Source organism: Flavobacterium arsenatis (genome assembly GCF_031456785.1).
In the GTDB taxonomy this organism is placed as follows: Bacteria; Bacteroidota; Bacteroidia; order Flavobacteriales; family Flavobacteriaceae; genus Flavobacterium; species Flavobacterium arsenatis.
Genome location: NZ_JAVDVI010000001.1, coordinates 233,288 through 255,924 on the forward strand (window position 1 = coordinate 233,288; position 22,637 = coordinate 255,924).

Below are 22,637 nucleotides of genomic sequence, written 5' to 3' on the forward strand. Positions count from 1 at the left end.
ACAACCTCCTCCTGCAAGGTTTCAAAACCTTGTAGGTCTATTTTTTAAAAGGTCTTACACCTTCAACAACTCAATCCTCTTCATCCAGAAAATTTCCGAATTCAAAAATTGAAGCCTTGTCTTCACAATCCTGTCGGTTTTGTCCTTTGCCGATTTTGTATGAAAACGTGCCTTGGAATTGCTGAAATCCAACGTATGCTTTTCATCCAAATCCGTTTGCTTGTCCGAAACGAATGAAACCAAGTTGTTTTCTACCGTCCATTTTCCTTTGCCATAATAGTTCTTTTCAGGCGGAATTCCCTTCAGAATATTGGAATAATGATGAAAGAAAAATGTTCCATCGGCAGACAAGGTCAATTTATACTCCAAAACATTACCCTCTTTGGTGTTCATGGTTAGTGCATAATCGCCTGCCACTTTATCGGCTTGGGCGAACAGGGTCAAATGAGAAATAAAAAGTAAAATTGTAAATAATAGTTTCATAGTAATAGTTTTAAGCTGATTTATAAGATGATCATTTATTTGCATACGTTTTTCCTGCCAACTTTTACAATCTCTTCAATTCCGAATTTGTCAAATTTTTCAAGTAGTGCAGTCGCGTTATTTTTTTTCTTGAATTCAAGCTCCTCTTTATAAAGAGGTATCAAGGTATAAATTTCAACAGTCTTATCATTTTCAAGTTCAATCTGCATAAAATCTTCGGACAATTCCTTTGAATGGGCAAGCATTACCGAATTAAATCCAATTCCTTCAGCCAGTTCTTCATTATCTTCATGCATAAATGTATGACCAAAACCCAACCAGGTATCATTAGAATGGGGCAACATCATCAAATCTTTTAATACTCTAACAGGCCAATAGTTACGTTCTTCACTAAAAGATTCATACTCTAAGTTCCACTCTTTGGGCAACAAAATCATGACCTCTGCAAATTCCGAGGAATCTATATCGTCTGGAACATTCATCGGCAAAGCACTCATTCCACAGCTCAACAAGATATGATAGGGTTGTTCTTCGGTTGCCTTTATAAAATATACATCCCTGTGAATGATCTCCGATTCAATTTCATCAAACACCACGATATCGGCATCATCGGCAAAAAATTTTTCTAAATGACTGTCGACTATTTCAACACTATTGGGTACATCTTTACTCATACTTTTTTCGGTTTCTTGTGAATGCAAATAAGTTGACGCTAAAATTAGCAAGATTGTTTTGTAATATTTGATTTTCATTTGATTTTTGTTTTGATAGAACAGTGATTTTTTAGACGCTATATTCTGGGGTTTTAAAACTATAAATGCTTCTCCATTTTAATATCCGCCCTTTCATAAAGCCCCTCTTCCAACTCAACTTCATAAAATCCATATTTATGATACAAATGGAGAGCGGATTCCAATTGCCTGTTCGAGTATAGAATCAAGGTCTTGATCCCTTTCTGTTTTGCCACATTCAAGCAATGTTCCAGTAGGACAGTCCCAATTCCAAACCCACGTGCTTTTTCCGACACCGCCATTTTTCCCAATTCAAAAACACTGTCGTTCTTCCTTAATAACGAAGCCGTTCCCACAATTTCATCATTTAGCTTCGCATAAAAGATAAAGCCACCCTTGTCAATGATTTGTTCTTTCGGGCTGGAAAGCGATACCACATCGCCTTGCTCCACACGAAAATATTTTTCAAGCCATTCATAATTGAGTGTTTTGATCGCTTCTTTTTGCTGGTCTGAAAAGGGTATTATTTCTATTTTGTTTTGGTTCATGATGATTTATAAACTATTTATTCTATAAATATTTTTGTTGATATCCCTTTTATTTGAAGAATAATAATATTGATTCAATATTATCATATGGCTCTTTATCTGCTTTAAATTCTAACCTATCAAAAGCAATGGCTGTTTTGCCTCGTTCAATTTCCGAATTTACTAGATTCTCTAAATAACCTATCCCTTCTAAGTGCACACCATAATAATCCAACATTATAAAATCATTTTTTTCAAACATTGATTTTATTATTAATGCCTTCCTTTTTACAAAACTCAAATCCTCAAATCTATCCGTTAGTTCAACTCCTATGTCTTTTGCGATTCTTTCTGCAGTTAGCTTATGAATTCGCATTTTACTAATCAGATATTTATGAACAGTCAAAGGATAAAAAAATTCTACGATATTATTTTGATGGTAATTTTTTGCCCAATGAAAATTAGGTTTTTGATTTTGAAAATGTCTAATTAATTCGATTGTCATGTCAAAGCCCAAAGGCAAATTTTCTAGATTGAAATTCTGAATATAGATTCGGATTAACTTTCCGCCCTGCAAATTGAATTCAGGTACGGAAATCCCATTTATTTCAAATTCTTTACTATGGAAAATAATGTTCGACATAATTACTCAACTTATTATAGTTATTATAGCTCAATAGCCTAAACCCTCAAAAACAAATCTACCAAAATTCTCAAAACACCCCACAAAAAAACTGCAACGATTTAACCTTGCAGTTCTAGTTATTTAGTAAACACCGTATCAATCATAAACCGGACTAAAAACTACTTCCTCCTTATACTTCTTTTGAGCAAAAGTCCTGGTTTCGTTCAGGCAAGCACCTTTTTCATCTTTTTTCGTACAGTTTACTATGACTTCGTCAATTAGCTTATCGTCCTTGTCCTTGGTGACAATTTTCGTGAGCTCTTTGTCCGAATAATAGAAATACTGTGTCTGGAACGACTTAAAATTATCTACAATTTTAGCCACCGTCCCGTCTTTGTTATAATGATAGATGCTCTCGCTTGTCTTCTCTTGCTTTTTCTCATAAGTGCTGATGCGTTCGCGTTGTTTAGGTTTCCAACGTGTCTTGCGGTACAGCTTTTCTCTATCAGGGTAGGTTTCCTCTACAAACCATAACTTCTTTTTGGTTTCCTGCACTACTTTACCAGAAGCATCAACCGTTTTAGAAGATTTGATACGTCCATTTTTAGTAAAAACCATGTCCTTTTTCCACAAAAGTTTCTTCTGATTCCCCACCACTTCATACCGTTCTTCCGTTGCCGATTTTATTCCGTCAGGAAGTAATTGTTTCTTTGTATCCTTTTTTGTCGCACAGGATTGCATCGTGACAACAAGGAATATAAAAAGTAAAATTCTCATAACCGTAGGCTTTAGTTGTTAATACAAGTTAAGTTACGATTTAAAATTTTGATTGTTTTTAAAGCAATGTTAAAAAAGCTTCCAACGATTATACTATAAGATAATTCAAAGGCCTTACCAAATTCGTCAAATTGCTTTTTACGAATTCCTATATTAAAACGTTTTTTATCTTTCTCTCTATCAATTGGATTTACTTCAAAATGATATTCTCCTGTTATTTGGTTTCCAAAAATATAAAATCTTATCCAACCAATTGTTTCATTGTAATCATAAGTATAAGATTTTCGAGTATACCTACAAAGTTTTATTTCTTCAATTAACTGTTCTTGTCCATCAAAATGAGAAATGCTTTTATTAATCTTCTAACGAAGAAATTTCAATTCTTCATAATGTTTTTCACGTGGACAACGATAAATTGGTAATTCAAAAAAATAATTTTCCATAGCAAGTCTATTTATACAAAATAGTCACATGCTTTCTCCTACACCCCCAAAAATACCTAAAATCCCCCTACACCACCCCCCACCGAAAAAAACCACCATAAATTTTCATCTCAAAAAAATTATCCCTATAATTGCCACAGTATTACCCCTAGTTAAGATATAGCAACGAGGAACAATAGTTTCGGTCGGCTAGAAATTTAATAAATGCGAAAGTATGAATAAGGGGGTATGCAGTAAAATAAAACAAATTCGAAGAGATAAAAATCTCTCACAAGACCACATGGCTAAACGGCTGGGAATTACCCAAAGCCAATTTGCCAAAATCGAAAACGGTCATCAAGCCATAACACTCATTAGGCTCGTTCAAATTTCCGAAATTTTCGACATTAATCCCACGCTTCTATTTGAAGAGGTCGTCTTTGAATACTACCTTAACGGCTCTTTTCAATTGGAAATATTAAACAATCGTATTAAATAAATTAAGCTTTTAATTCCTGAAAATCCATGAAATTTGTGTCTAAAAAAATCCGTGTTAAACAAAAACTTTAATTATTGAAATCTGTATAATCCGTTGCAAAAAAAGTTTTCAATTCGTGTGAATTCGTGCAATTCATGTCTAAAAAAATCTGTGCAACCTATTTTATACAAAAATCAGTGGAATCATTATAATCAGTGGAAAATAATTAGTGAAAATTAGTGCAATTCTTGTCTAAAAATCCGTGCAAATCTGTGCAATCTGTATTAAACAAAAAAACCGAGAAAAATCCCGGTTTAAATCTTATGCATTATCAATTTCCAACTGAACAGCTTCCCATTCCTCCAAAAGCCGATCCAAATCCTTTTTCTTTTTGTTATATGCCATAAAGAAACTCGCATCCTCAATATGCTTGTCATAATTGGCAGCCAAAGCCTTGTCATCCTTCTGGATATCAATCTCCAATTGCTTGATCTGACTTTCCACCTTGCTCAGCTTGTTCTGCAACGCCTTATTTTTTTTCTGGTCCTCATAGGAAGCCTTGTTGTTGTCCTTCGGATTCTCCTTCTTCGCAATATCCCTTTTCTCCACCTCACGCATGTTCTCCATATTACGCTGTTCCAGGAAATAGTTGATGTCCCCAAGATATTCCTTGATCTTCTGGTCCCTGAATTCATACACCAAATTCGACATCCCCTGAAGGAAATCCCTGTCGTGCGAAACCAAAAGCAAAGTCCCTTCATATTTCTGCAAGGCGGCCTTCAAGACGTTCTTCGACTTGATGTCCAAGTGGTTCGTAGGCTCATCCATCACCAACACATTTATAGGCTGCAAAAGCAATTTACAAAGTGCCAAACGGTTTCGTTCACCACCCGAAAGCACCTTCACTTTCTTCTCCACATCATCGCCTCTAAACAGGAAAGAACCCAACATATCACGCACTTTAGAGCGGTTTGTATCCGTTGCGGCATCCTCCATTGTTCGTAACAACGTAATCTCACCATCCAAATACTCCGCCTGGTTCTGTGCGAAATATCCAATCTGAACATTATGCCCCAGTTTGATGTTCCCTTCGTATTCAAATTCGTTCACAATCGCCTTGATAAAAGTCGATTTCCCTTGACCATTCTGACCAACAAACGCAATCTTGCTGCCTCTTTCCACCAAAAGCGAAATGTCCTTCAAGATCGTTTTATCACCATAGCTTTTGGTAACCTCTTCAGCTTCGATCACTACTCTACCCGGCACTTTCGAAACCGGAAAAGAGATGTTCATTACCGAATTATCGTCTTCATCCACCTCAATTCGTTCCACCTTGTCCAACTTCTTGATAAGCGATTGTGCCATCGAAGCTTTAGAAGCCTTGGCACGGAATTTCTCAATCAGCTTCTCGGTTTCTTCAATCTTCTTCGCCTGATTTTTCTGAGTAGCCAATTGCTTTTCGCGAATCTCATGACGTAATTCTAAATATTGGGAATACGGTTTATTAAAATCATAAGCCTTTCCTAATGAAATTTCAATGGTTCTGTTCGTCACGTTGTCCAAGAACATCTTATCGTGCGAAACAATCACGACAACGCCAGGGAAATTACGCAAGAAACCCTCCAACCAAATGATACTCTCGATATCCAAGTGGTTCGTCGGCTCATCCAGAAGAAGGATGTCGTTGGATTGCAAAAGCAACTTCGCCAACTCGATACGCATTCTCCATCCACCCGAAAAAGTCTCGGTTTGGTTGTTGAAAACCTCTCTTTTGAAACCTAATCCCAAAAGGATTTTCTCAGTATCGCCTACATAATTATAACCACCCAACAATTCAAAACGATGGGTATATTCCGACAAATCTTCAATGATTTGGCTGTATTCCTCACTTTCATAATCAGTTCTGGTAACCAATTGATGGTTGATTTCCTCCAATTTCTTTTCGACCTCTTTTATTTCTGTAAATGCCTGATAGGCTTCTTCCAAAACAGTTCTCCCCTGTTCAAAATCAATATCCTGACGCAGGAACCCCATTCTGATTTCCTTTTCTTGGGAAATAGTTCCAGAATCAGGAGCAAAATCTTTCGCCAACATTTTGAGCATCGTCGATTTTCCAGCACCATTCTTACCAACAAGACCTACTCTGTCTCCAGCTCCTAAACGGAAAGTAACTTCTTCGAACAAATAAGTTCCTCCAAAGGAAACCGACAAATTGTGTATATTAAGCATTTAAAATTGATTAAAAGATTGCGAGATTTAAGGATTTAAACCTCAATTATAATGTAAATTTGTAGTACTTAAACAAAGTCCAATCAAATTTTTTGCAAATGTTAAAAAAAGGATCCAAATTATATAGCATTTTAACAGGAACTTGTCCTAAATGTCAGAATGAGAGCATGTACGAGGACCAAAACCTGTTGCATTTGAGCAAAATCATCAAGATGAAGGAAAAATGCAGTCACTGCGGTTTGAAATACCAGATTGAACCTTCCTTTTTTTATGGTGCGATGTATGTCAGTTACGGATTGAATGTTGCCATCGGAATTCTTGCTTTTATCATCTGTTTCCAATTCAGCAGAAGCATGTTGGTTAATTTCACAGTCATCCTTGGTGCAATAATCATTTCGTTTCCTCTTGTCATGCGCCTTTCAAGAAGCATCTATATCAATATGTTTGTTTCATATAAGAAGGATTTCAAGAAATAATTTTCAACACAAATTGCACTAATTTCCACAAAATTGATTGGTGAAAATTTGTGTGATTCGTGTAAACCTTCAATCACTTCTTTTTGTCAAATCTTTTGATATCACAAGACCTATCCAGAGGTTTTCTATTTTCAATATTTTCGTATAATACTTGAGCCATGGACGGACCAAGCATTACACCTCTTGTCCCGAGACCATTCAGTATATGAATGTTCTTATGATCAGGATGTGTCCCCACTAAAGGCCTCCTGTCTTTAACCGTCGGTCGAACCCCTGCAAAATGCTTGATGATTTCGAAGTCACAACTTAATATCTCTTTGATTTTGGATATCAATTCTTGTTTTCCTTCTTCTGTCGGCAAATCGGTTTTATCAGCCCAGTTATAAGTGGCACCCACTTTGAACAAATCATTTCCAAGAGGAAGAATAAAGACACTTGTATTCACAATCACATCCAAATTTAAACTGGGAGCCTTGATGATAAAAAGTTCACCCTTTGTTCCGTCAAGCGGAAGATGTTTAAAGTAGGGATTGAAATGCATTCCGAATCCTTCAGCAAAGATAATGTGTCTTGCTTTTATATCTTTATATTGAATAAAATCAGCACCTACTTCCAACAACTCATAATCAAAAGTCTCTTGACGGAATAAATTATTTTCAATAAGATAACTTCTAAACCTTTCCAAAAGCAAAGCCGTATCAACATAACCCGTCTGAAGTACTTCCCCATATCCAAAAGGAGCGTCAATCCCTTCATACTGCTTAAACAATAAATCAGTAGAAAGAAAAGGAGAGAGCCCAATCTTATCCGAAGCGATGAACCAATTATTCTGTTCCTCAATCGAAAAAAATTTTCTCAAAATCGGAAGTGGAAAATTAATTTTCGTATGGATTCTATTTTCGATTGAAGCGTAAAATGAATTAAGCAGGATCAATTGTTCCTGAGCATTTTCTAATTTACTAAATCGTTTTAAGATAACCGGATTATACAATCCCCCGGCAACCTTCGATGAATTTTGAGAATGATCGTCCAAAACAAAAATACATTTATCATTTTGAAGGCAATTTTCTGCAAAAGCAATTCCAGCAATCCCCGAACCAATAATTAAATAATCTATCATAGTGTAAAAATAAAAAAACTCTTACCGTTATGGTAAGAGTTTTAGTTTAATAACGGAAACTAATTAGTAGTTCCACATATCTTGTTCGAAATCTCTGATTTTGTCTTTCACTCTTTCAGATTCCAACAACTGCATTTGCGAGTTATCTTTCATGTAATCTTCAATCAAACGATCTCCGTAAACGTTCTCTTCTTGATAAATCGTAGAGTTAAAACGTCTTGAATTCAACAACCTATCAAAAGAGATTGGCATTGCAGAGTTCTTATCGTTGAAAGCATAAGAGGCGTGTAATACATCTCTCGCTGCTGGGAAATATATCCAAAATAATTCAATTACATCAGGATTGTCACTATAGGCATCTTTAGCCTCAGGAGCCAAAGGACAAATTCCTAAAAGTCTGTATTTTAATTCACCCTGACGCTTGTCAAAATACCAATATCCTTTGATTTTGTATCCAGTAACGTTAGCACTTGTCAATACTCGCTCATCTATAAACTGAGGATGCAATTCCTGTTGTGGAGGAAGGTTTTTAGCTTCAGTAGCTGGAGTAATAATCTGACCTTTTTTATTTTTCTTAGCTGGTTTAGCAGCTACCGTACTTCCATAATAAAGATCTCGGTTTGCGTTTAATTCTTCTCTACCGGCATCAAGCGTATCTCTAAACTTGAACGTGTTTTCCAAATCACCTAAAGGTCTTTTAATGGTAAAATAACTATCAGCATATACTTCTGTAATTTTACCAGCTTTAATACCTTTGATCAAAACGTCATATAAAGATCTACGATCGGTTCCGATGTTTGCAGTATCAACAGGAAAATATAAAGGAAAATTAATTCGCTCATCCAAGTCAATAATCTCCCAAACAGCTTTACCCATTAATATATCTCTATCGTCAACAAATCCATAAGGTAATGGCTTATCGTTATCAGAAATTAATTGAGCTGCGGTTTTCTTACCAATTTCATCTGGTGTTCTTGCATTCAACAAATTAGATTGTGCAAAAGAAGCAAAACTTCCTAAAGCAAAAACGACTACTAAAATTTTCTTTAAATTCATGGTATCTATATTCAAGTGTTTGAGAAATAAACGCAAACGTAATGTGTTTTATTGTATTTCGTAAATTACAGGAGCTGTTTGCTTCATGTTAATATCTGAACCCTCCAATTTGGTTTTGATTTCAGAAATTGTTACTTGATCGCCTCTTGTAGCCCTAGCAAGAGCTGCTTTACATTGTTCGTTAACTCTATCTCCATTAACTACCACAGTTGGTTGCCCAGGAACTTTAAGACTAAATTGAACAACTCTAAGTTTTACCTCAAAATCAAAATCTTGTAAGACAGCTGTAATTTGAGAAACTTCAAGTCTAGATTTTTGACCTTTAGTACTTCCTACAACACCACCAATAGCACCTGCAGGAGCAGGAATACTCTTGATTCTGAACATTTTCTTATCAGAAACTGATTTTCCGTCTGGCAATTTAGCAGTAACATTGATAGTCAATTCATTTCCTTGACCTGGGTTAATGTTGTATTTACCTGTTCCAGAACCTTTTGTCATTCCAGGAGCAGAAGCAGTAACATTATTATCAGAAACTCCAGCAAATGAAATTGTAATTGGGTTAACTACACCACGGTAAACAACGTTCATTTTATCAGCAGAAATGGTCGCTGAATTTGGACGAGGTACTACTACATAATTTCCAGAAAATTTCAATGGAATTGTTTTTCCATCTTCTAAGAAAGTAAATTCACCATTAATTGATTGCTCACCTACTGCACCAGCAGTTAAAGAGATAACAGCTTGACCGTTTTCTAATTTACCAGGACCTTTGAATGAAGTAGGTTGTGTGTTTTCGTCATAACGACCTAAAACCACTTTACCTTTTACATTCTCACCTTGAAAATAAGCATTTTTCTCTAAAACTACAATAGCTTGATAGTTACTGTAAGATGCAGCCTGAACCGCAGCTTTTCCTAAAGCTGCACTTATCACATCAGATTCAGCTTTCTTAGCATCATTTTGCCAAGCTGATAATTTAGCTAAAGAAGCGATTTGAGGAAAACCTTTGAAATGATAATCAAGAAACTTGATCTTCACTCCTTCTTTGTTAGGAACATCTTTCAAATCAAAAGCTTTATTAACTTGATTTAATATCGCACTATACTTTTTTTCAGTCCCTAAAGCCGCTTTCATCTCATTCTTATATGTTTCAATTGCAGCAATAACTTCATTCCCACGCTTGGTATAGCCGTCTCCAGTAAACCAACTGTGGTCAAGGTTATCTGCTTTATCCATAGCTTCATAAGACATTTTACCGTCTTTTACTTCAACACCTTTTACGGTTTCATCCTTCAAAGTTCCTACAAAATCGTAGAACTTCTTAGTTGCCGCCTCAACTTTGTGAGCTGTTGCAGCAGCTCCAGCAAATTCTCCACCTGCTTCACTTGCCTTAGCATCCAAAGATTGCATCATCTGCTCGTTTGTCAATTTAGCAGAAGCGTTAGCTGCTTCAAATTTTTCGTTCATCAATCCGAAAGCCGAAAGTACTTCTTTTGACATATTCATTGCCAACATAGCGATGAAAACCAAGTACATTAGGTTAATCATCTTCTGTCTAGGGGTTAATTTTCCTCCTGCCATTTTTTCTAATTAGTTTAGTTTATTTTGTTTATGAAAATATAGTATAAAACTAATTATCCTTTGTTACTCATTGCAGAAAGCATACCACCATAAACATTGTTCAACGAAGCGATGTTTGCAGTCATAGATTGCATTTGGTCTTTTAATTTAGATGCGTTATCAGCGATTTCTTTGTTAGCTTCAGCGTTTCTTGAAGCACTTTCTAATTGTACTTTGTATAAACTGTTTAAAGACTCCATTTGAGCCGCAGCCATAGACAATTCTTCACTGTATTTTTTTGTAGCAGCAATTCCGTCAGCGGCTGGAGAAATTCCTTTAGCAGCAGATTCGAAATTTTTGATGCTGTTTCCTAAACTAGCCATCATCTCACCATCGATTTTAGCTTCTTTCAATAAGTTGTCTAATTTTTGAGACAATAACCCTTGAGCTTCTGCTGGGTTTTCTTTTTTAGCTTCTTTTTTTGTTCCTTGACCTCCTGCTAATTCAGGATATACTAAAGTCCAATCTAACTCATTGTCAACTGGTTCAAATGCAGATAATGCAAAGATAGCCGCCTCAGTAATAAGACCTACCGAAAGCATCACAGTTCCCGTCAAGAAACCAATCTCGAAGTGAGCAATTTTAAATAATGCTCCAAGGATTACAACTGCCGCTCCCATACCGTAAGCGAAATTCATTGCTTTTTTGCTTAATAATGCCATAATAATAATTGTTTTTTTTTAGTTAATTAGATAGTTTAATAAAGTTGGTTTAAATAATTTAATTTCTTGGTGCGTTCCCAGTAGTCTGAGTTCCCATATAATCTTGAACTGTTCTGAAACCTATGTAGCTTCTTGCAGTATCTGCATACTCAAAATCACGAGTACTAACTTGAAGCATGTAGGCAACATCTTTCCATGAACCACCTCTAACAACTTTACGTTGGTTTTTGGCATCTGGCACATTAGGGTTCATTGTTGAAACAAACTCATAAGCTCCTGGATCATAAGAAGAATCCGTCCATTCAGCAACGTTTCCAGCCATATTATACAGATTGTATCCATTTGGATCAAAAGATTTTGCTTCTACAGTATATAAAGCTCCATCTGCTGCATAATCTCCTCTGTTTGGCTTAAAGTTTGCCAAGAAACAAGCTCTATCATTTTTAGTATAAGGACCTCCCCAAGGGTAAGTTGCAGATTGAAGACCTCCACGAGCAGCATATTCCCATTCTGCCTCAGTTGGCAATCTGAATGAATTGATCAAGTTACGTCCTTTTTTCTTTTTAGATTTGATGTAAGCATTTTTATGAAGCGTTCTCCAAGCACAGAATGCTTTAGATTGTTTCCAAGACACACCTACTACCGGATAATCACTGTAGGCTTGGTGCCAAAAATAATCATTATGCATTGGCTCATTATAAGAATAAGAGAAATCTTTTATCCAAGAAGTAGTATCAGGATAAATTTCTACTGGCTCGGATTTTTTCACAAACCCTTTTCTTCCTTTTTTCTTAACCGCTTCATTCAAATCAACTTCCGTGTAACGGAATTTCAACTTGCTATTATCAATAGTTCTCAATCCATTATAAGACTCTTCAAGAGGCAAATACATAGAATCCATTACTTCTGTATAAAACTCATCAGGATATTTTGAAGTATCAGTAATAAGTTTCACTTTTTTATTTAATCTTCTACCAGCATACATGTCATCTTCAGTACCCACGCTGTAGTAGTTTTCATACATATACTTATCGTATGGAGTCATTTTTTCAGGATCGGCATCAGCAAAAGCAAAATCTCCAATTCCAGTTGCTTTTTTTCCTCCACCAGATCCAGCAGTCTGCCCTTGCTCATCAGCCATAATAGCCAAACGAACTCGGATTGTAGAATCTTTTACCCATTCTACAAACTGACGGTACTCACTATTTGTAATCTCGGTTTCATCCATATAAAAAGAACGAACTGTTACGGTTTTCGTTGGGGCATCTCCAATATTAGCTAAATCATCGTCTGATTTACCCATAATATAGGATCCACCTGGAACCAAGGTCATACCATAAGGTTTCTCAGGATGCCATTTTTTTCCTTTCACACCTACTAGTTCCCCTTTGTCGCTAGAGCCACAGCTAAATAGTAATGATGATAATGCTGCAAATGCAATGAACTTCTTCATATAAATTGGGTTATGATATATTCGTATTTTAAGGGCGTAAACCTATTTATTATTTTTCTAAAAAACAATTTTTTTACCAACAAAAACTTAAAATTATGTGAAATTGAATTTATAATTCTAATTTACACCAAACTAACTATTTGTTAGAGGAGATTTCTCCTTTGGGCTTTCCACCATCTTTCAGGTATTTCCTGATTTGTAGCTCCTAAATAATCTTCATAGGAACAGGGTAATAACGTATTTCTTTTTAATTTATTATTAACATTTGAAATAAAAGGTATTTCTATCCACCATCTCTCTGTTTTATCGCTCTTATAGAACACTAATTCCTCTTCATCCAATGGCACAATGTACTTTAAGTAATTGTCTCTACTTCCAAAAGGATATTCATTTGAACGGTAATGATAGCCTTCTATAAAATACCAAATGATCTGAGCTATTAAAACGGACTCTTGTTTTGAATTATTGTGATTAAATATGCCAAATAAAGACACTTTATCGCTAATTCCTGCATATCTTGATAAAGAACAAATTTCCTTACCGTTAAATCCGTTGGGAGTAAAAGTAATAAAATTACCCGAATCACAAGACTTTACCGATGTTAAATCTAAAGATATTATATCGGCATCTCGAAACACTGGCTCCGAAATCGATATATTATTGGAGATTTCCCCCAAACGATAAGCCTCAAAAAATAATTTTTCTATCAAATCTATCTCTTCCTGCGAATTATAATAGGTTTGATAGCCAATATTGCTATAATTAAAGAGGTTATTTGGCTCTTCTAATATCATTTTTGTAATATAAGATGTCGCCGATAATTCAGATGCTTCTTTTCCGAAATCAAATTTATTATCAATAGAAACCAAGTTTACCATTTGCTCCAACTCATCATAAGCTCTATATAACGAATAAGTCAAATCTTGAGTTCCTCCTATAACAACAGGTACAATTTTTCGCTTTACGAGTTCAGCTACAACCTTTTTTAAAGCAAAATAGGTGTCCTCAACTGAATTTCCAGCTTTTATATCCCCTAAATCAGCAATTGATTTGTGCCAGTTTCCAGGAAATAAGCCATACAATTCTTTTCTAATATGATCCAGATTTACATCCTCTATTTGATTTTCAGCACCACGATTCTCCAACACACCAATAATTGCAAGATCTACTTTATTTAAGTCTGGAAAATCTTTTGAGGAATGCAAAACCACCTTACTTCCCAAATTTTGAGAAGAAAGTCCGTTTATAAACCCTAGGATTTCATCATCTAAAGGCGATAGAAAATCAAACTCCATATATTATTTCTTTTTGGCAACTGCTTTTTTTGCAGCTGGTTTTTTAGTTGCTGTAGTTTTTTTCGCCGCCGTCTTTTTTGCAGGCGATTTTTTCTCAATCATTTCCTGAACTTCTGCCAATGTCAATTTCGTTGCATCAACATCTTTACTCAATTCAATCTTGATTTTTCCTTTGGTAATAATCGAACGTCCCCAACGTGCTTTTTCCACCTTGATTCCTTCGTCTTCCCAATGGTGTAAAACTTTATCGATTTCTTTCTGCATTTTATCTTCAATCAATTCAACGATATCGGATTGAGAAAGATTGTCAAAATTATATTTCTTATTTACGTTTATAAAAATTCCATTCCATTTAAGGAATGGGCCAAAACGACCAACACCTTTTTGAACGGGCTCATTTTTATAGGTTGCAATCGGAGCATCAGCTTCCTCTTTTTCTGCAATCAATTCTTTTGCTCTTTCAAAAGTTACATCCAACGGATCTTCTCCTTTCGGCAAAGAAATAAACATTTTCCCGAAACGAACATAAGGACCAAAACGGCCATTGTTCACTTCAACTTCTTCTCCTTTATGTGTTCCCAGATTTTTAGGAAGCAAGAACAACTTCAAAGCTTCTTCCAAAGTAATATTCCCGATATTCTGGTCGTTCATCAAACTGGCGAACTGCTTTTCTTCATCTTCAGCATCTCCAATTTGAGCCATCGGGCCAAATTTTCCTAAGCGAACGCTAACCGGTTTTCCTGTTTTTGGATCTTTTCCTAGAATCCTCTCTCCGGATTCTCTTTCCGCATTGGCTTCCACGTCTTTCACATTTGGATGAAACTGATCGTAGAATTCCTGCATCATTTTAGCCCAATTCACATTTCCTTCGGCAATTTCATCAAAATCCTGTTCCACTTTTGCCGTGAAATTATAATCCAAGATTCTTTCAAAATTCTTCACCAAGAAATCAGTAACAATTGTCCCGATGTCTGTCGGAACCAATTTTCCTTTATCAGAACCTGTAGTTTCTTTCAATAATTTCTCTCCAAGCTTTCCAGATTGCAAGGTCAATTGCGTATAATTTCTTTCGTTTCCTTCTAAATTTCCTTTCTCAACATAATTTCTGTTGATGATTGTAGAAATCGTCGGAGCATAAGTTGACGGACGGCCAATTCCAAGTTCTTCCAATTTCTTCACCAAAGAAGCTTCGGTATATCTCGCCGGAGGTCTTGAATATCTTTCTGTCGCTGTAATATAATTGTTTTGCAATTTCTCATTGACTTTCATCGCTGGCAACATTCCTTCTTGTTCTTCATCGTCATCATCGCTACCTTCCAAATATACTTTCAAGAAACCTTCAAAAAGCAAAACCTCACCAGTTGCTGCAAATAATTCGCTGTGATTGTTAGCCTCAATTTTAACGTTGGTTCTTTCTAATTGGGCATCGCTCATTTGGGAAGCCAATGTCCTTTTCCAAATCAAATCATACAAACGCGCTTGGTCTCTGTCGATATTTACCGTGTGACGCGACATATCCGTCGGACGAATTGCCTCGTGAGCCTCTTGAGCTCCTTTGCTTTTCGTTACAAAACTTCTAGGTTTCGAAAATTCTTTTCCATACGATTTGATGATTTCAGCTTCCGCCGCATTCATCGCATCGTTAGAAAGATTCACGCTGTCCGTTCTCATATAGGTAATCAATCCTGCCTCATATAAACGTTGAGCCAACTGCATCGTGATTCCAACAGGAAGATACAATTTTCTCGCCGCTTCCTGTTGCAAAGTCGAAGTCGTAAACGGTGCTGCAGGAGATTTTTTGGTAGGCTTTGTTTCCAGATCCGCTACCTTATATATAGAACCGATATTTTTATTCAAAAAATCTTCGGCTTCTTTTTTCGTATTGAAATTCTTTGGCAATTTCGCCTTGAACGTTTTTCCAGCTTCGTTGGCAAATTCAGCCACAACCGAATAACTTGCAACTGCATTAAAATTCTGGATTTCTCTTTCTCTTTCCACAATTAATCTAACAGAAACCGACTGTACTCTTCCTGCCGATAAACCGCCTTTGATTTTTCTCCATAAAACTGGAGAAAGTTCATAACCCACCAATCTGTCTAAAACTCTTCTCGCTTGCTGGGCATTTACCAAGTCATAGTTAATTCCCCTCGGATTATCAATCGCTTTTAAGATTGCTGTTTTTGTAATCTCATGAAAAACGATTCTTTTCGTCTTCTCTGGTTTCAAATCCAATTCTTCCGCCAAGTGCCAAGAAATAGCCTCTCCCTCACGGTCTTCATCACTCGCCAACCAAACCATTTCGGCTTTTTTCGCTAGTCCTTTTAGTTTCGTCACCAACGCTTTTTTATCAGGGGAAACTTCATATTTCGGTTTAAAACCATTCAACACATCCACCCCAATTTCCTTGGAAGGCAAATCTGCAATGTGCCCATAACTGGACTCCACCTGGTAATCGCTTCCCAAAAATTTTTCTATGGTTTTTGCCTTCGCAGGCGACTCAACTATCACTAAATTCTTTGCCATAATGCTTCTATTTCTGTCGCAAAAGTATGTGAATTTTTTAAATATTGCGTTTTAAGATTTTTTTTAATTGAAATTAGCTGATTTCCAGTACTTAAAATTTTTCAATTTAGGAGCGAAACATCAGGCATTTTTAGCAATCCATTTTCCCGCTGTCCTTCCAAAGCTTTTTGTCCGCTAAAGAAGCGAACAAAAAGGCTTTTCCCTCCCATCGGGGCTATTTGAAAATCCATTTGAACTTGGGAATCTTTCGGAACACTATTGTCTATAAATTGGAGTTTTCAAAAAAAATCAAAATGATATATAATTTAAGGTATAAATAATTTCAACAATTCAAATTCGCAAAGTTTCGCCACAACTCCTAACAGGTATTTTTCTCCTGTTAGGTATTTTCTGGATTGTGTAAAAATAAAACCTAACAGGAGAAAAATACCTGTTAGGAAATCAAAAAATCAAAATGTAAACAAAATTGTTTACATTTGTAGTATGAAAACCAAACTCGAAATATTAAAAGGAGTTCATCCCGGAAAATTCATCGAACGCGAATTGCTGAAATTAAAAATCAGCAAACGCCAATTCGCGCTTTCCATTAACGAACACCCACAAACCTTGGGAGCCATCATCAAAGGAACCCGAAATATGAACGTGGATTTATCTTTAAAAATCGAAGAAAAATTAGGCTTGGAAGAAGGTTTCTTGATGACATTGCAAGTTTTTCACGATATCAAACTCGCGAAAAGAGATGTAAATTACAAACCGGATTTATCTAAATTAAATAAAATTACATTTTGGGATACAACATTTGAGAAAATAGATTGGAAATTAATGAAACGTTCCATAATACAAAGAATCTTTTCCTATGGAAACAAAATGGAGCAAGAAGAAATAATTCGTTTTTATGGAAAAAATGAAGTAGATGAAATCCTATCTAAAATACAACTCCGATGAATAAATTATATTGGAACACCGTAGCTCCAATTCTGAAAAATGTGCTTCAGGATATTATCAATGAACCCTTATTTAAACCTTTCAGGCTTGTTGGAGGAACGGCTTTGAGTTTACAATTAGGCCATAGAATGTCGGTGGATATTGATTTATTTACTGATGCAGAGTATGGTTCAATTGATTACAAAGCTCTTCGTGAATTTCTAGAATTAAAATATCCTTTTTGTAGGTCAAGAAATTTAGATAATGTAAGTTTCGGGACTAATTTTGTAGTTGGGAATTCATTAGAAGACTGTGTAAAAATCGATTTGTATTACACCGATGAATTTATCGAACCTCCGATAATTATAGAAAACATCCGAATGGCTACTGCAAACGAAATAATTGCCATGAAACTGGATGTTATTTTACGTGGTGGAAGAAAAAAGGATTTCTGGGATTTGCATTATTTTATTGATAAAACCAATATTGACGAAATGATTTCATTATTCCAGAAACGTTATCCCTACAACGATGGTTTCGATAAAATCAAACCGCAATTAATCAACTTTGATATTGCCGATTCGGATTTTGAACCGATTTGTTTGTTGGAAAAAAATTGGGAAATCATCAAATTTGACTTTGTAGAGTTTGTAGAAAGTTAGGTAACCACAAACCGCATCACTAGCCCAGATTACCTCACTGTACACTTATTTTCATAAGTGTTCGGTGAACACTTCGTGTTTGAAGTGAAAATCCTTTTGTTGGGAAAACTATTTTTTGCTGGTTTTGCAGAACGACCAACGGAAGTTCCTGCAAAGCCTTGCAAAAAAAGTTTTTCCAACAAAAGATTGAAACGAAAAGCTGGATGAGCTTCTCAAAAAACATTGTTAAATCTAATCCTGCCAACTTGTCATATCGCTTAAATTTATACTATCTTTGCCAATCGAATAAATTCCGCTGAAGGAAGACGTATGGAAAAGATTATTGAAGAAAACAAACAAGGCGAAAGCTTGGTTTTAGAGCATAAAACGGGAAATACCAAAAAACTTTTTATCGAGAGTTATGGCTGTGCGATGAATTTTTCGGATAGCGAAGTCGTGGCTTCCATTCTATCTGAAAATGGTTTCAACACCACCCAAATTCTCGAAGAAGCCGATTTGGTTTTGGTAAACACCTGTTCTATTAGAGACAAGGCCGAACAGACCATCAGAAAACGTCTGGAAAAATATAACGCCGTAAAACGAATCAACCCAAAGATGAAAGTTGGGGTTTTGGGTTGTATGGCAGAGCGATTAAAAAGCCAATTCCTTGAAGAAGAAAAAATCGTGGATTTGGTTGTTGGTCCAGATGCCTATAAAGATTTGCCAAATCTTTTAGCCGAAGTGGAATCAGGAAATGACGCCATCAACGTGATTTTATCGAAAGATGAAACGTATGGCGATATTTCTCCGGTTCGATTGAACAGCAACGGCATTACGGCTTTGGTTTCCATTACAAGAGGTTGCGATAATATGTGTACGTTTTGTGTGGTTCCGTTCACGAGAGGTCGCGAAAGAAGCCGTGAACCGCAAAGTATCATGACCGAAATTTTTAATTTATGGAATCAAGGTTATAAGGAAATTACACTTTTAGGTCAAAATGTCGATAGCTATTTGTGGTATGGCGGTGGTTTGAAAAAAGATTTCGAGAAAGCATCTGATATGCAAAAAGCGACTGCCGTGAATTTCGATAATTTATTGGAGATGGTAGCGACAACATTCCCGAAAATGCGGGTTCGTTTCTCGACTTCAAATCCGCAAGATATGCACGAAAGTGTTTTGCATGTGATTGCAAAATATCCAAATATCTGCAAGCACATTCACCTTCCAGTTCAATCAGGAAGCGACAGGATTTTGAAAGAAATGAACCGATTGCATACACGAGCTGAATATTTTGACTTGATTACAAAAATCAGAACTATAATTCCGGAATGCAGTATTTCGCAAGATATGATAGCTGGTTTTCCAACTGAAACCGAACAAGATCATCAAGACACATTAAGTTTGATGGAATTTGTAAAATATAATTTCGGTTATATGTATTCATATTCGGAACGTCCGGGAACTTTGGCTGGAAGAAAAATGGAAGACGATGTTCCTGAAGAAACAAAAGCCAGAAGATTGCAAGAAATTGTGGATTTACAGCAAAAACACAGCTGGTTCAGAAGCGAGGAATTCATCGGAAAAACAGTTGAAGTTCTAATCGAAAAGACTTCTAAAAAATCTAAAGAACAGTTTTCAGGAAGAAATTCACAAAGTATCACGGTTGTTTTTCCAAGAGAAAATTATAAGATTGGAGAATTTGTGAATGTAAAAATCAACAGTTGTACCAGCGGAACTTTGATTGGAGAAGTTGTGGGTTATAGTGAAATGAATTAAAAATAAATTTCAACACAGATTTCACAGATTAGCACAAATTAAATCTGTGAAAATTCGTGAAATCTGTGTTTAAAAAATAAATTATGGAATCAGTTCAGGCCATAAAACAGCGATTTGAAATCATCGGGAACGACCCGAAATTAAATCGTGCGATTGAAAAAGCAATCCAGGTTGCACCAACGGATATTTCGGTTTTGGTTGTGGGAGAAAGTGGTGTCGGGAAAGAAAGTATTCCGAAGATCATCCATTCGCTTTCACATAGAAAACACGGAAAATACATTGCCGTAAACTGTGGTGCCATTCCAGAAGGAACCATCGACAGTGAGCTTTTTGGTCACGAAAAAGGTGCTTTTACAGGAGCCACTTCTACACGTGAAGGTTATTTTGAAGTAGCCGATGGTGGAACAATTTTCTTGGACGAAGTGGGAGAATTGCCTTTGACAACACAGGTTCGTTTGCTTCGTGTTTTGGAAAATGGAGAATTTATTAAAGTAGGTTCCTCACAAGTTCAAAAAACGAATGTTCGAATCGTGGCTGCAACAAACGTGAATATGTTTGATGCCATCGAAAAAGGAAAATTCCGTGAAGATTTGTATTATCGTTTGAGCACGGTTGACATTCCGTTGCCACCATTACGTGACAGAAAAGACGATATTCATTTACTTTTCAGGAAATTTGCTTCGGATTTTGCTCATAAATATAAAATGCCTCCGATTAAATTGGACGATAATGCCGTTCAATATCTGTTGAAATTTCGCTGGAGTGGAAACATTCGTCAGCTTCGAAATGTGGCCGAACAAATTTCGGTTTTGGAAACCAATAGAGACATTTCGGCTTTGACTTTGCAATCGTACTTACCAGTTGATGGAAGTAATTTACCTTCTGTCATCAAAGACAAAAAGAGTGAAAACGACTTCAGTACGGAAAGAGAAATTCTTTATAAAGTTCTTTTTGATATGAAAAGCGACTTGAACGATTTGAAAAAACTAACGTTGGAATTAATGCAGAATGGAAGCTCAAAAGTGCAGGAAAACAATAAAAATCTGATTCAGAAAATTTACGGTTCGCATCAAGAAGATTCTGAAATTGACTATGAAGACCAAGATGAACTTTCGGTTATTCCGGTTCAGAATGCAATTCCTAAAAACGATTTTCACGAACAGGAAGACAATTATCTTTTTGCGGAAACGGTTGAGGAGGAAGAAATTCTGAAATTGGAGCAAAAAGAAATTGAAATGATCAAGAAATCATTGGAAAAAAACAAAGGAAAGCGAAAAGCCGCAGCGGATGAACTCGGAATTTCGGAAAGAACGTTGTACCGCAAAATAAAACAATTTGATTTATAGTATATTTGAATCTTTTTAAAAAATAAAATGAATAAATTAAAACATATCGCTTTACTAACCTTGATTGTTTTGACTTTTAATGGTTGTTCTGTTTATAATTTTACTGGAACAGGAAAGATTGACGCAAAGACTTTTCAAGTAAATTATTTTCAAAATGCTTCAGAATTGATTGAGCCCGGAATTGAACTGAAATTTACACGTGCGTTGCAGGATTTGATTCAAAATCAAACCAATTTGAGTTTGACAAATTCTGGAGGCGATTTGGTTTATGAAGGTGAAATTACAGATTACAGAATCAGTCCAATGACTGCAACTGCCGACCAAAGAGCATCTCAAAACCGATTGACTATCCGAATAAATGTTCGGTTTACCAACAAGAAAAAAGAAGCCGATGATTTTGAAAAACCCTTTACCTTTTTCTTTGATTATAGTGGTGATCAGCAACTTGTTGGGTCTCAGCTCACAACAGCTTTAGACGAAATTTTTGAAAGAATCACACAAGACATCTTCAACGAATCATTAGCCAAATGGTAATTTAAATTAAGATAAAATTGAACACTACTGAAATAACCTATTTGCTCAACAAACCCAATGCTATCAATGATAAGCATACCTTCGGTTTGGAGCGAATTGTAGAGGAATTTCCTTATTTTCAGAGTGCCCGAGCTTTATACTTGAAAGGTCTATACAATCAGGACAGTTTTAAATACAACCAAGCCCTACGGGTTACTGCTTCTTATACAACAGACAGAAGTGTTTTGTTCGATTTTATTACGACTGGGAATTTTGCAACGCTTCAAAAAACGTTCTTGGATGAAAAGGAAGCCATGATCAACAATATAATTGTAAACGAAAGTGAAATTATTGTTCGAGATGAAAGTCAAAAAACTGAAGAACCTGTTGTAGAAAAAGCTACTGAATCAATAAACAAATTAGAACAATCGATCTTAACCTCTATAAAAGAAGCTTCTCCAGAAGTTGAACTTGAAAATGAAATTCAGGAAGAAACCCAGCATGAAGCATCTAAATTAGAGTTGATTGAAGAAAAACTCGAAATTGGAAAGCCCTTGGGGTTTTCTAAAGAAGAAAAGCATTCGTTTCAAGAGTGGCTACAACTGGCAAGTTTCAGCCCCATAAATCGTGAAATTGCTCCAGTTGAAGAAAAAACCGAAGAGAAAGATTTAGAGAAAAAGAAAAAACTGGAGATCATCGATAAGTTTATTGAAGCCAATCCGAAGATTCCGCCTATCAAGCAAACCGAAACAAAACCAATAGTTTTACAGCAAACGGAAGGCGATACTTCCTACCTGATGACCGAAACTTTGGCGAAGGTCTATCTCGAACAAAAAAAATATCAAAAGGCAATTCAAGCTTATGAAATATTAATTTTGAAATATCCAGAAAAAAGTAGTTTATTTGCAGACCGAATTTCGGATATTAAGTTTATACAACAAAATAACAATTAATTAT

22 protein-coding genes are annotated in these 22,637 nt (G+C 35.9%); 8 read left to right on the top strand and 14 right to left on the bottom strand.

The window, feature by feature from the left end:
* Window positions 1–54: 54 nt before the first annotated feature.
* The 5 genes from J2X31_RS00980 to J2X31_RS01000 all read right to left on the bottom strand — a co-directional run bounded on the left by J2X31_RS00980 (window position 55) and on the right by J2X31_RS01000 (window position 3,143).
* Window positions 55–483, bottom strand: coding sequence for a hypothetical protein (locus tag J2X31_RS00980; RefSeq protein WP_310023672.1), 429 nt, complete (start codon window positions 481–483; stop codon window positions 55–57).
* Window positions 484–518: 35 nt separating this feature from the next.
* Complete coding sequence (locus J2X31_RS00985) at window positions 519–1,235, bottom strand: suppressor of fused domain protein (RefSeq protein ID WP_310023673.1); 717 nt, start codon at window positions 1,233–1,235, stop codon at window positions 519–521.
* Between the two features lie 59 nt (window positions 1,236–1,294).
* Window positions 1,295–1,762, bottom strand: coding sequence for a GNAT family N-acetyltransferase (locus tag J2X31_RS00990; RefSeq protein WP_310023674.1), 468 nt, complete (start codon window positions 1,760–1,762; stop codon window positions 1,295–1,297).
* A 49-nt stretch (window positions 1,763–1,811) separates the two neighbouring features.
* Complete coding sequence (locus J2X31_RS00995; RefSeq protein WP_310023675.1) at window positions 1,812–2,384, bottom strand: hypothetical protein; 573 nt, start codon at window positions 2,382–2,384, stop codon at window positions 1,812–1,814.
* 138 nt (window positions 2,385–2,522) lie between these two features.
* The gene (locus J2X31_RS01000; RefSeq protein ID WP_310023676.1) at window positions 2,523–3,143 is read right to left on the bottom strand and encodes a hypothetical protein; all 621 of its coding nucleotides are present in this window, start codon (window positions 3,141–3,143) and stop codon (window positions 2,523–2,525) included.
* Between the two features lie 657 nt (window positions 3,144–3,800).
* Between J2X31_RS01000 and J2X31_RS18200 the strand changes: the two genes are divergently transcribed.
* Window positions 3,801–4,064 carry a helix-turn-helix domain-containing protein gene (locus tag J2X31_RS18200; protein ID WP_374725203.1) on the top strand — a complete coding sequence of 88 codons (264 nt, stop codon included), beginning with the start codon at window positions 3,801–3,803 and terminating at the stop codon, window positions 4,062–4,064.
* Between the two features lie 300 nt (window positions 4,065–4,364).
* Here the strand turns inward: J2X31_RS18200 and J2X31_RS01005 are convergent, their stop codons facing one another.
* Window positions 4,365–6,272 carry an ABC-F family ATP-binding cassette domain-containing protein gene (locus tag J2X31_RS01005; RefSeq protein ID WP_310023677.1) on the bottom strand — a complete coding sequence of 636 codons (1,908 nt, stop codon included), beginning with the start codon at window positions 6,270–6,272 and terminating at the stop codon, window positions 4,365–4,367.
* 98 nt (window positions 6,273–6,370) lie between these two features.
* Here J2X31_RS01005 and J2X31_RS01010 point away from each other — a divergent pair, with 98 nt between their 5' ends.
* Window positions 6,371–6,748 carry a DUF983 domain-containing protein gene (locus tag J2X31_RS01010; RefSeq protein WP_310023678.1) on the top strand — a complete coding sequence of 126 codons (378 nt, stop codon included), beginning with the start codon at window positions 6,371–6,373 and terminating at the stop codon, window positions 6,746–6,748.
* Window positions 6,749–6,821: 73 nt separating this feature from the next.
* Here J2X31_RS01010 and J2X31_RS01015 read toward each other — a convergent pair whose 3' ends face one another.
* The 8 genes from J2X31_RS01015 to J2X31_RS01050 all read right to left on the bottom strand — a co-directional run bounded on the left by J2X31_RS01015 (window position 6,822) and on the right by J2X31_RS01050 (window position 16,710).
* A complete protein-coding gene (locus J2X31_RS01015) occupies window positions 6,822–7,868 on the bottom strand; it encodes an NAD(P)/FAD-dependent oxidoreductase (RefSeq protein ID WP_310023681.1) in 1,047 nt (348 codons plus the stop codon).
* Window positions 7,869–7,931: 63 nt separating this feature from the next.
* Window positions 7,932–8,924: a type IX secretion system ring subunit PorN/GldN gene (gene porN / locus J2X31_RS01020; protein ID WP_310023682.1), complete on the bottom strand. Its 993-nt coding sequence runs from the start codon at window positions 8,922–8,924 to the stop codon at window positions 7,932–7,934.
* A gap of 48 nt (window positions 8,925–8,972) precedes the next feature.
* On the bottom strand, window positions 8,973–10,508 hold the full coding sequence (gene porM / locus J2X31_RS01025) for a type IX secretion system motor protein PorM/GldM (protein WP_310023683.1): 1,536 nt from the start codon (window positions 10,506–10,508) through the stop codon (window positions 8,973–8,975).
* Between the two features lie 53 nt (window positions 10,509–10,561).
* Complete coding sequence (porL, locus tag J2X31_RS01030; protein ID WP_310023685.1) at window positions 10,562–11,209, bottom strand: type IX secretion system motor protein PorL/GldL; 648 nt, start codon at window positions 11,207–11,209, stop codon at window positions 10,562–10,564.
* 58 nt (window positions 11,210–11,267) lie between these two features.
* Window positions 11,268–12,662 (bottom strand): T9SS ring complex lipoprotein PorK/GldK, encoded by a 1,395-nt coding sequence (porK, locus tag J2X31_RS01035; RefSeq protein WP_310023687.1) that lies wholly within the window; start codon window positions 12,660–12,662, stop codon window positions 11,268–11,270.
* Between the two features lie 143 nt (window positions 12,663–12,805).
* Window positions 12,806–13,957, bottom strand: a complete 1,152-nt coding sequence (locus J2X31_RS01040) for a formimidoylglutamase (protein ID WP_310023688.1) — start codon at window positions 13,955–13,957, stop codon at window positions 12,806–12,808.
* A gap of 3 nt (window positions 13,958–13,960) precedes the next feature.
* Window positions 13,961–16,480 (bottom strand): type I DNA topoisomerase, encoded by a 2,520-nt coding sequence (topA, locus tag J2X31_RS01045; RefSeq protein WP_310023690.1) that lies wholly within the window; start codon window positions 16,478–16,480, stop codon window positions 13,961–13,963.
* Between the two features lie 101 nt (window positions 16,481–16,581).
* Window positions 16,582–16,710, bottom strand: a complete 129-nt coding sequence (locus tag J2X31_RS01050) for a hypothetical protein (protein WP_310023693.1) — start codon at window positions 16,708–16,710, stop codon at window positions 16,582–16,584.
* A gap of 253 nt (window positions 16,711–16,963) precedes the next feature.
* Between J2X31_RS01050 and J2X31_RS01055 the strand changes: the two genes are divergently transcribed.
* From J2X31_RS01055 to J2X31_RS01080, 6 genes are all read left to right on the top strand, one after another.
* Window positions 16,964–17,425 carry a helix-turn-helix transcriptional regulator gene (locus J2X31_RS01055; protein WP_310023695.1) on the top strand — a complete coding sequence of 154 codons (462 nt, stop codon included), beginning with the start codon at window positions 16,964–16,966 and terminating at the stop codon, window positions 17,423–17,425.
* On the top strand, window positions 17,422–18,066 hold the full coding sequence (locus tag J2X31_RS01060) for a nucleotidyl transferase AbiEii/AbiGii toxin family protein (protein ID WP_310023696.1): 645 nt from the start codon (window positions 17,422–17,424) through the stop codon (window positions 18,064–18,066). The genes J2X31_RS01055 and J2X31_RS01060 overlap by 4 nt, the downstream gene beginning before the upstream one ends.
* A 309-nt stretch (window positions 18,067–18,375) precedes the next feature.
* Window positions 18,376–19,821, top strand: a complete 1,446-nt coding sequence (gene miaB, locus J2X31_RS01065; RefSeq protein WP_310023698.1) for a tRNA (N6-isopentenyl adenosine(37)-C2)-methylthiotransferase MiaB — start codon at window positions 18,376–18,378, stop codon at window positions 19,819–19,821.
* Between the two features lie 83 nt (window positions 19,822–19,904).
* Window positions 19,905–21,167, top strand: coding sequence for a sigma 54-interacting transcriptional regulator (locus J2X31_RS01070; RefSeq protein WP_310023699.1), 1,263 nt, complete (start codon window positions 19,905–19,907; stop codon window positions 21,165–21,167).
* A gap of 27 nt (window positions 21,168–21,194) precedes the next feature.
* Window positions 21,195–21,701, top strand: a complete 507-nt coding sequence (locus J2X31_RS01075) for an LptE family protein (RefSeq protein WP_310023700.1) — start codon at window positions 21,195–21,197, stop codon at window positions 21,699–21,701.
* Between the two features lie 17 nt (window positions 21,702–21,718).
* On the top strand, window positions 21,719–22,633 hold the full coding sequence (locus J2X31_RS01080) for a tetratricopeptide repeat protein (protein WP_310023701.1): 915 nt from the start codon (window positions 21,719–21,721) through the stop codon (window positions 22,631–22,633).
* Window positions 22,634–22,637: the final 4 nt, after the last annotated feature.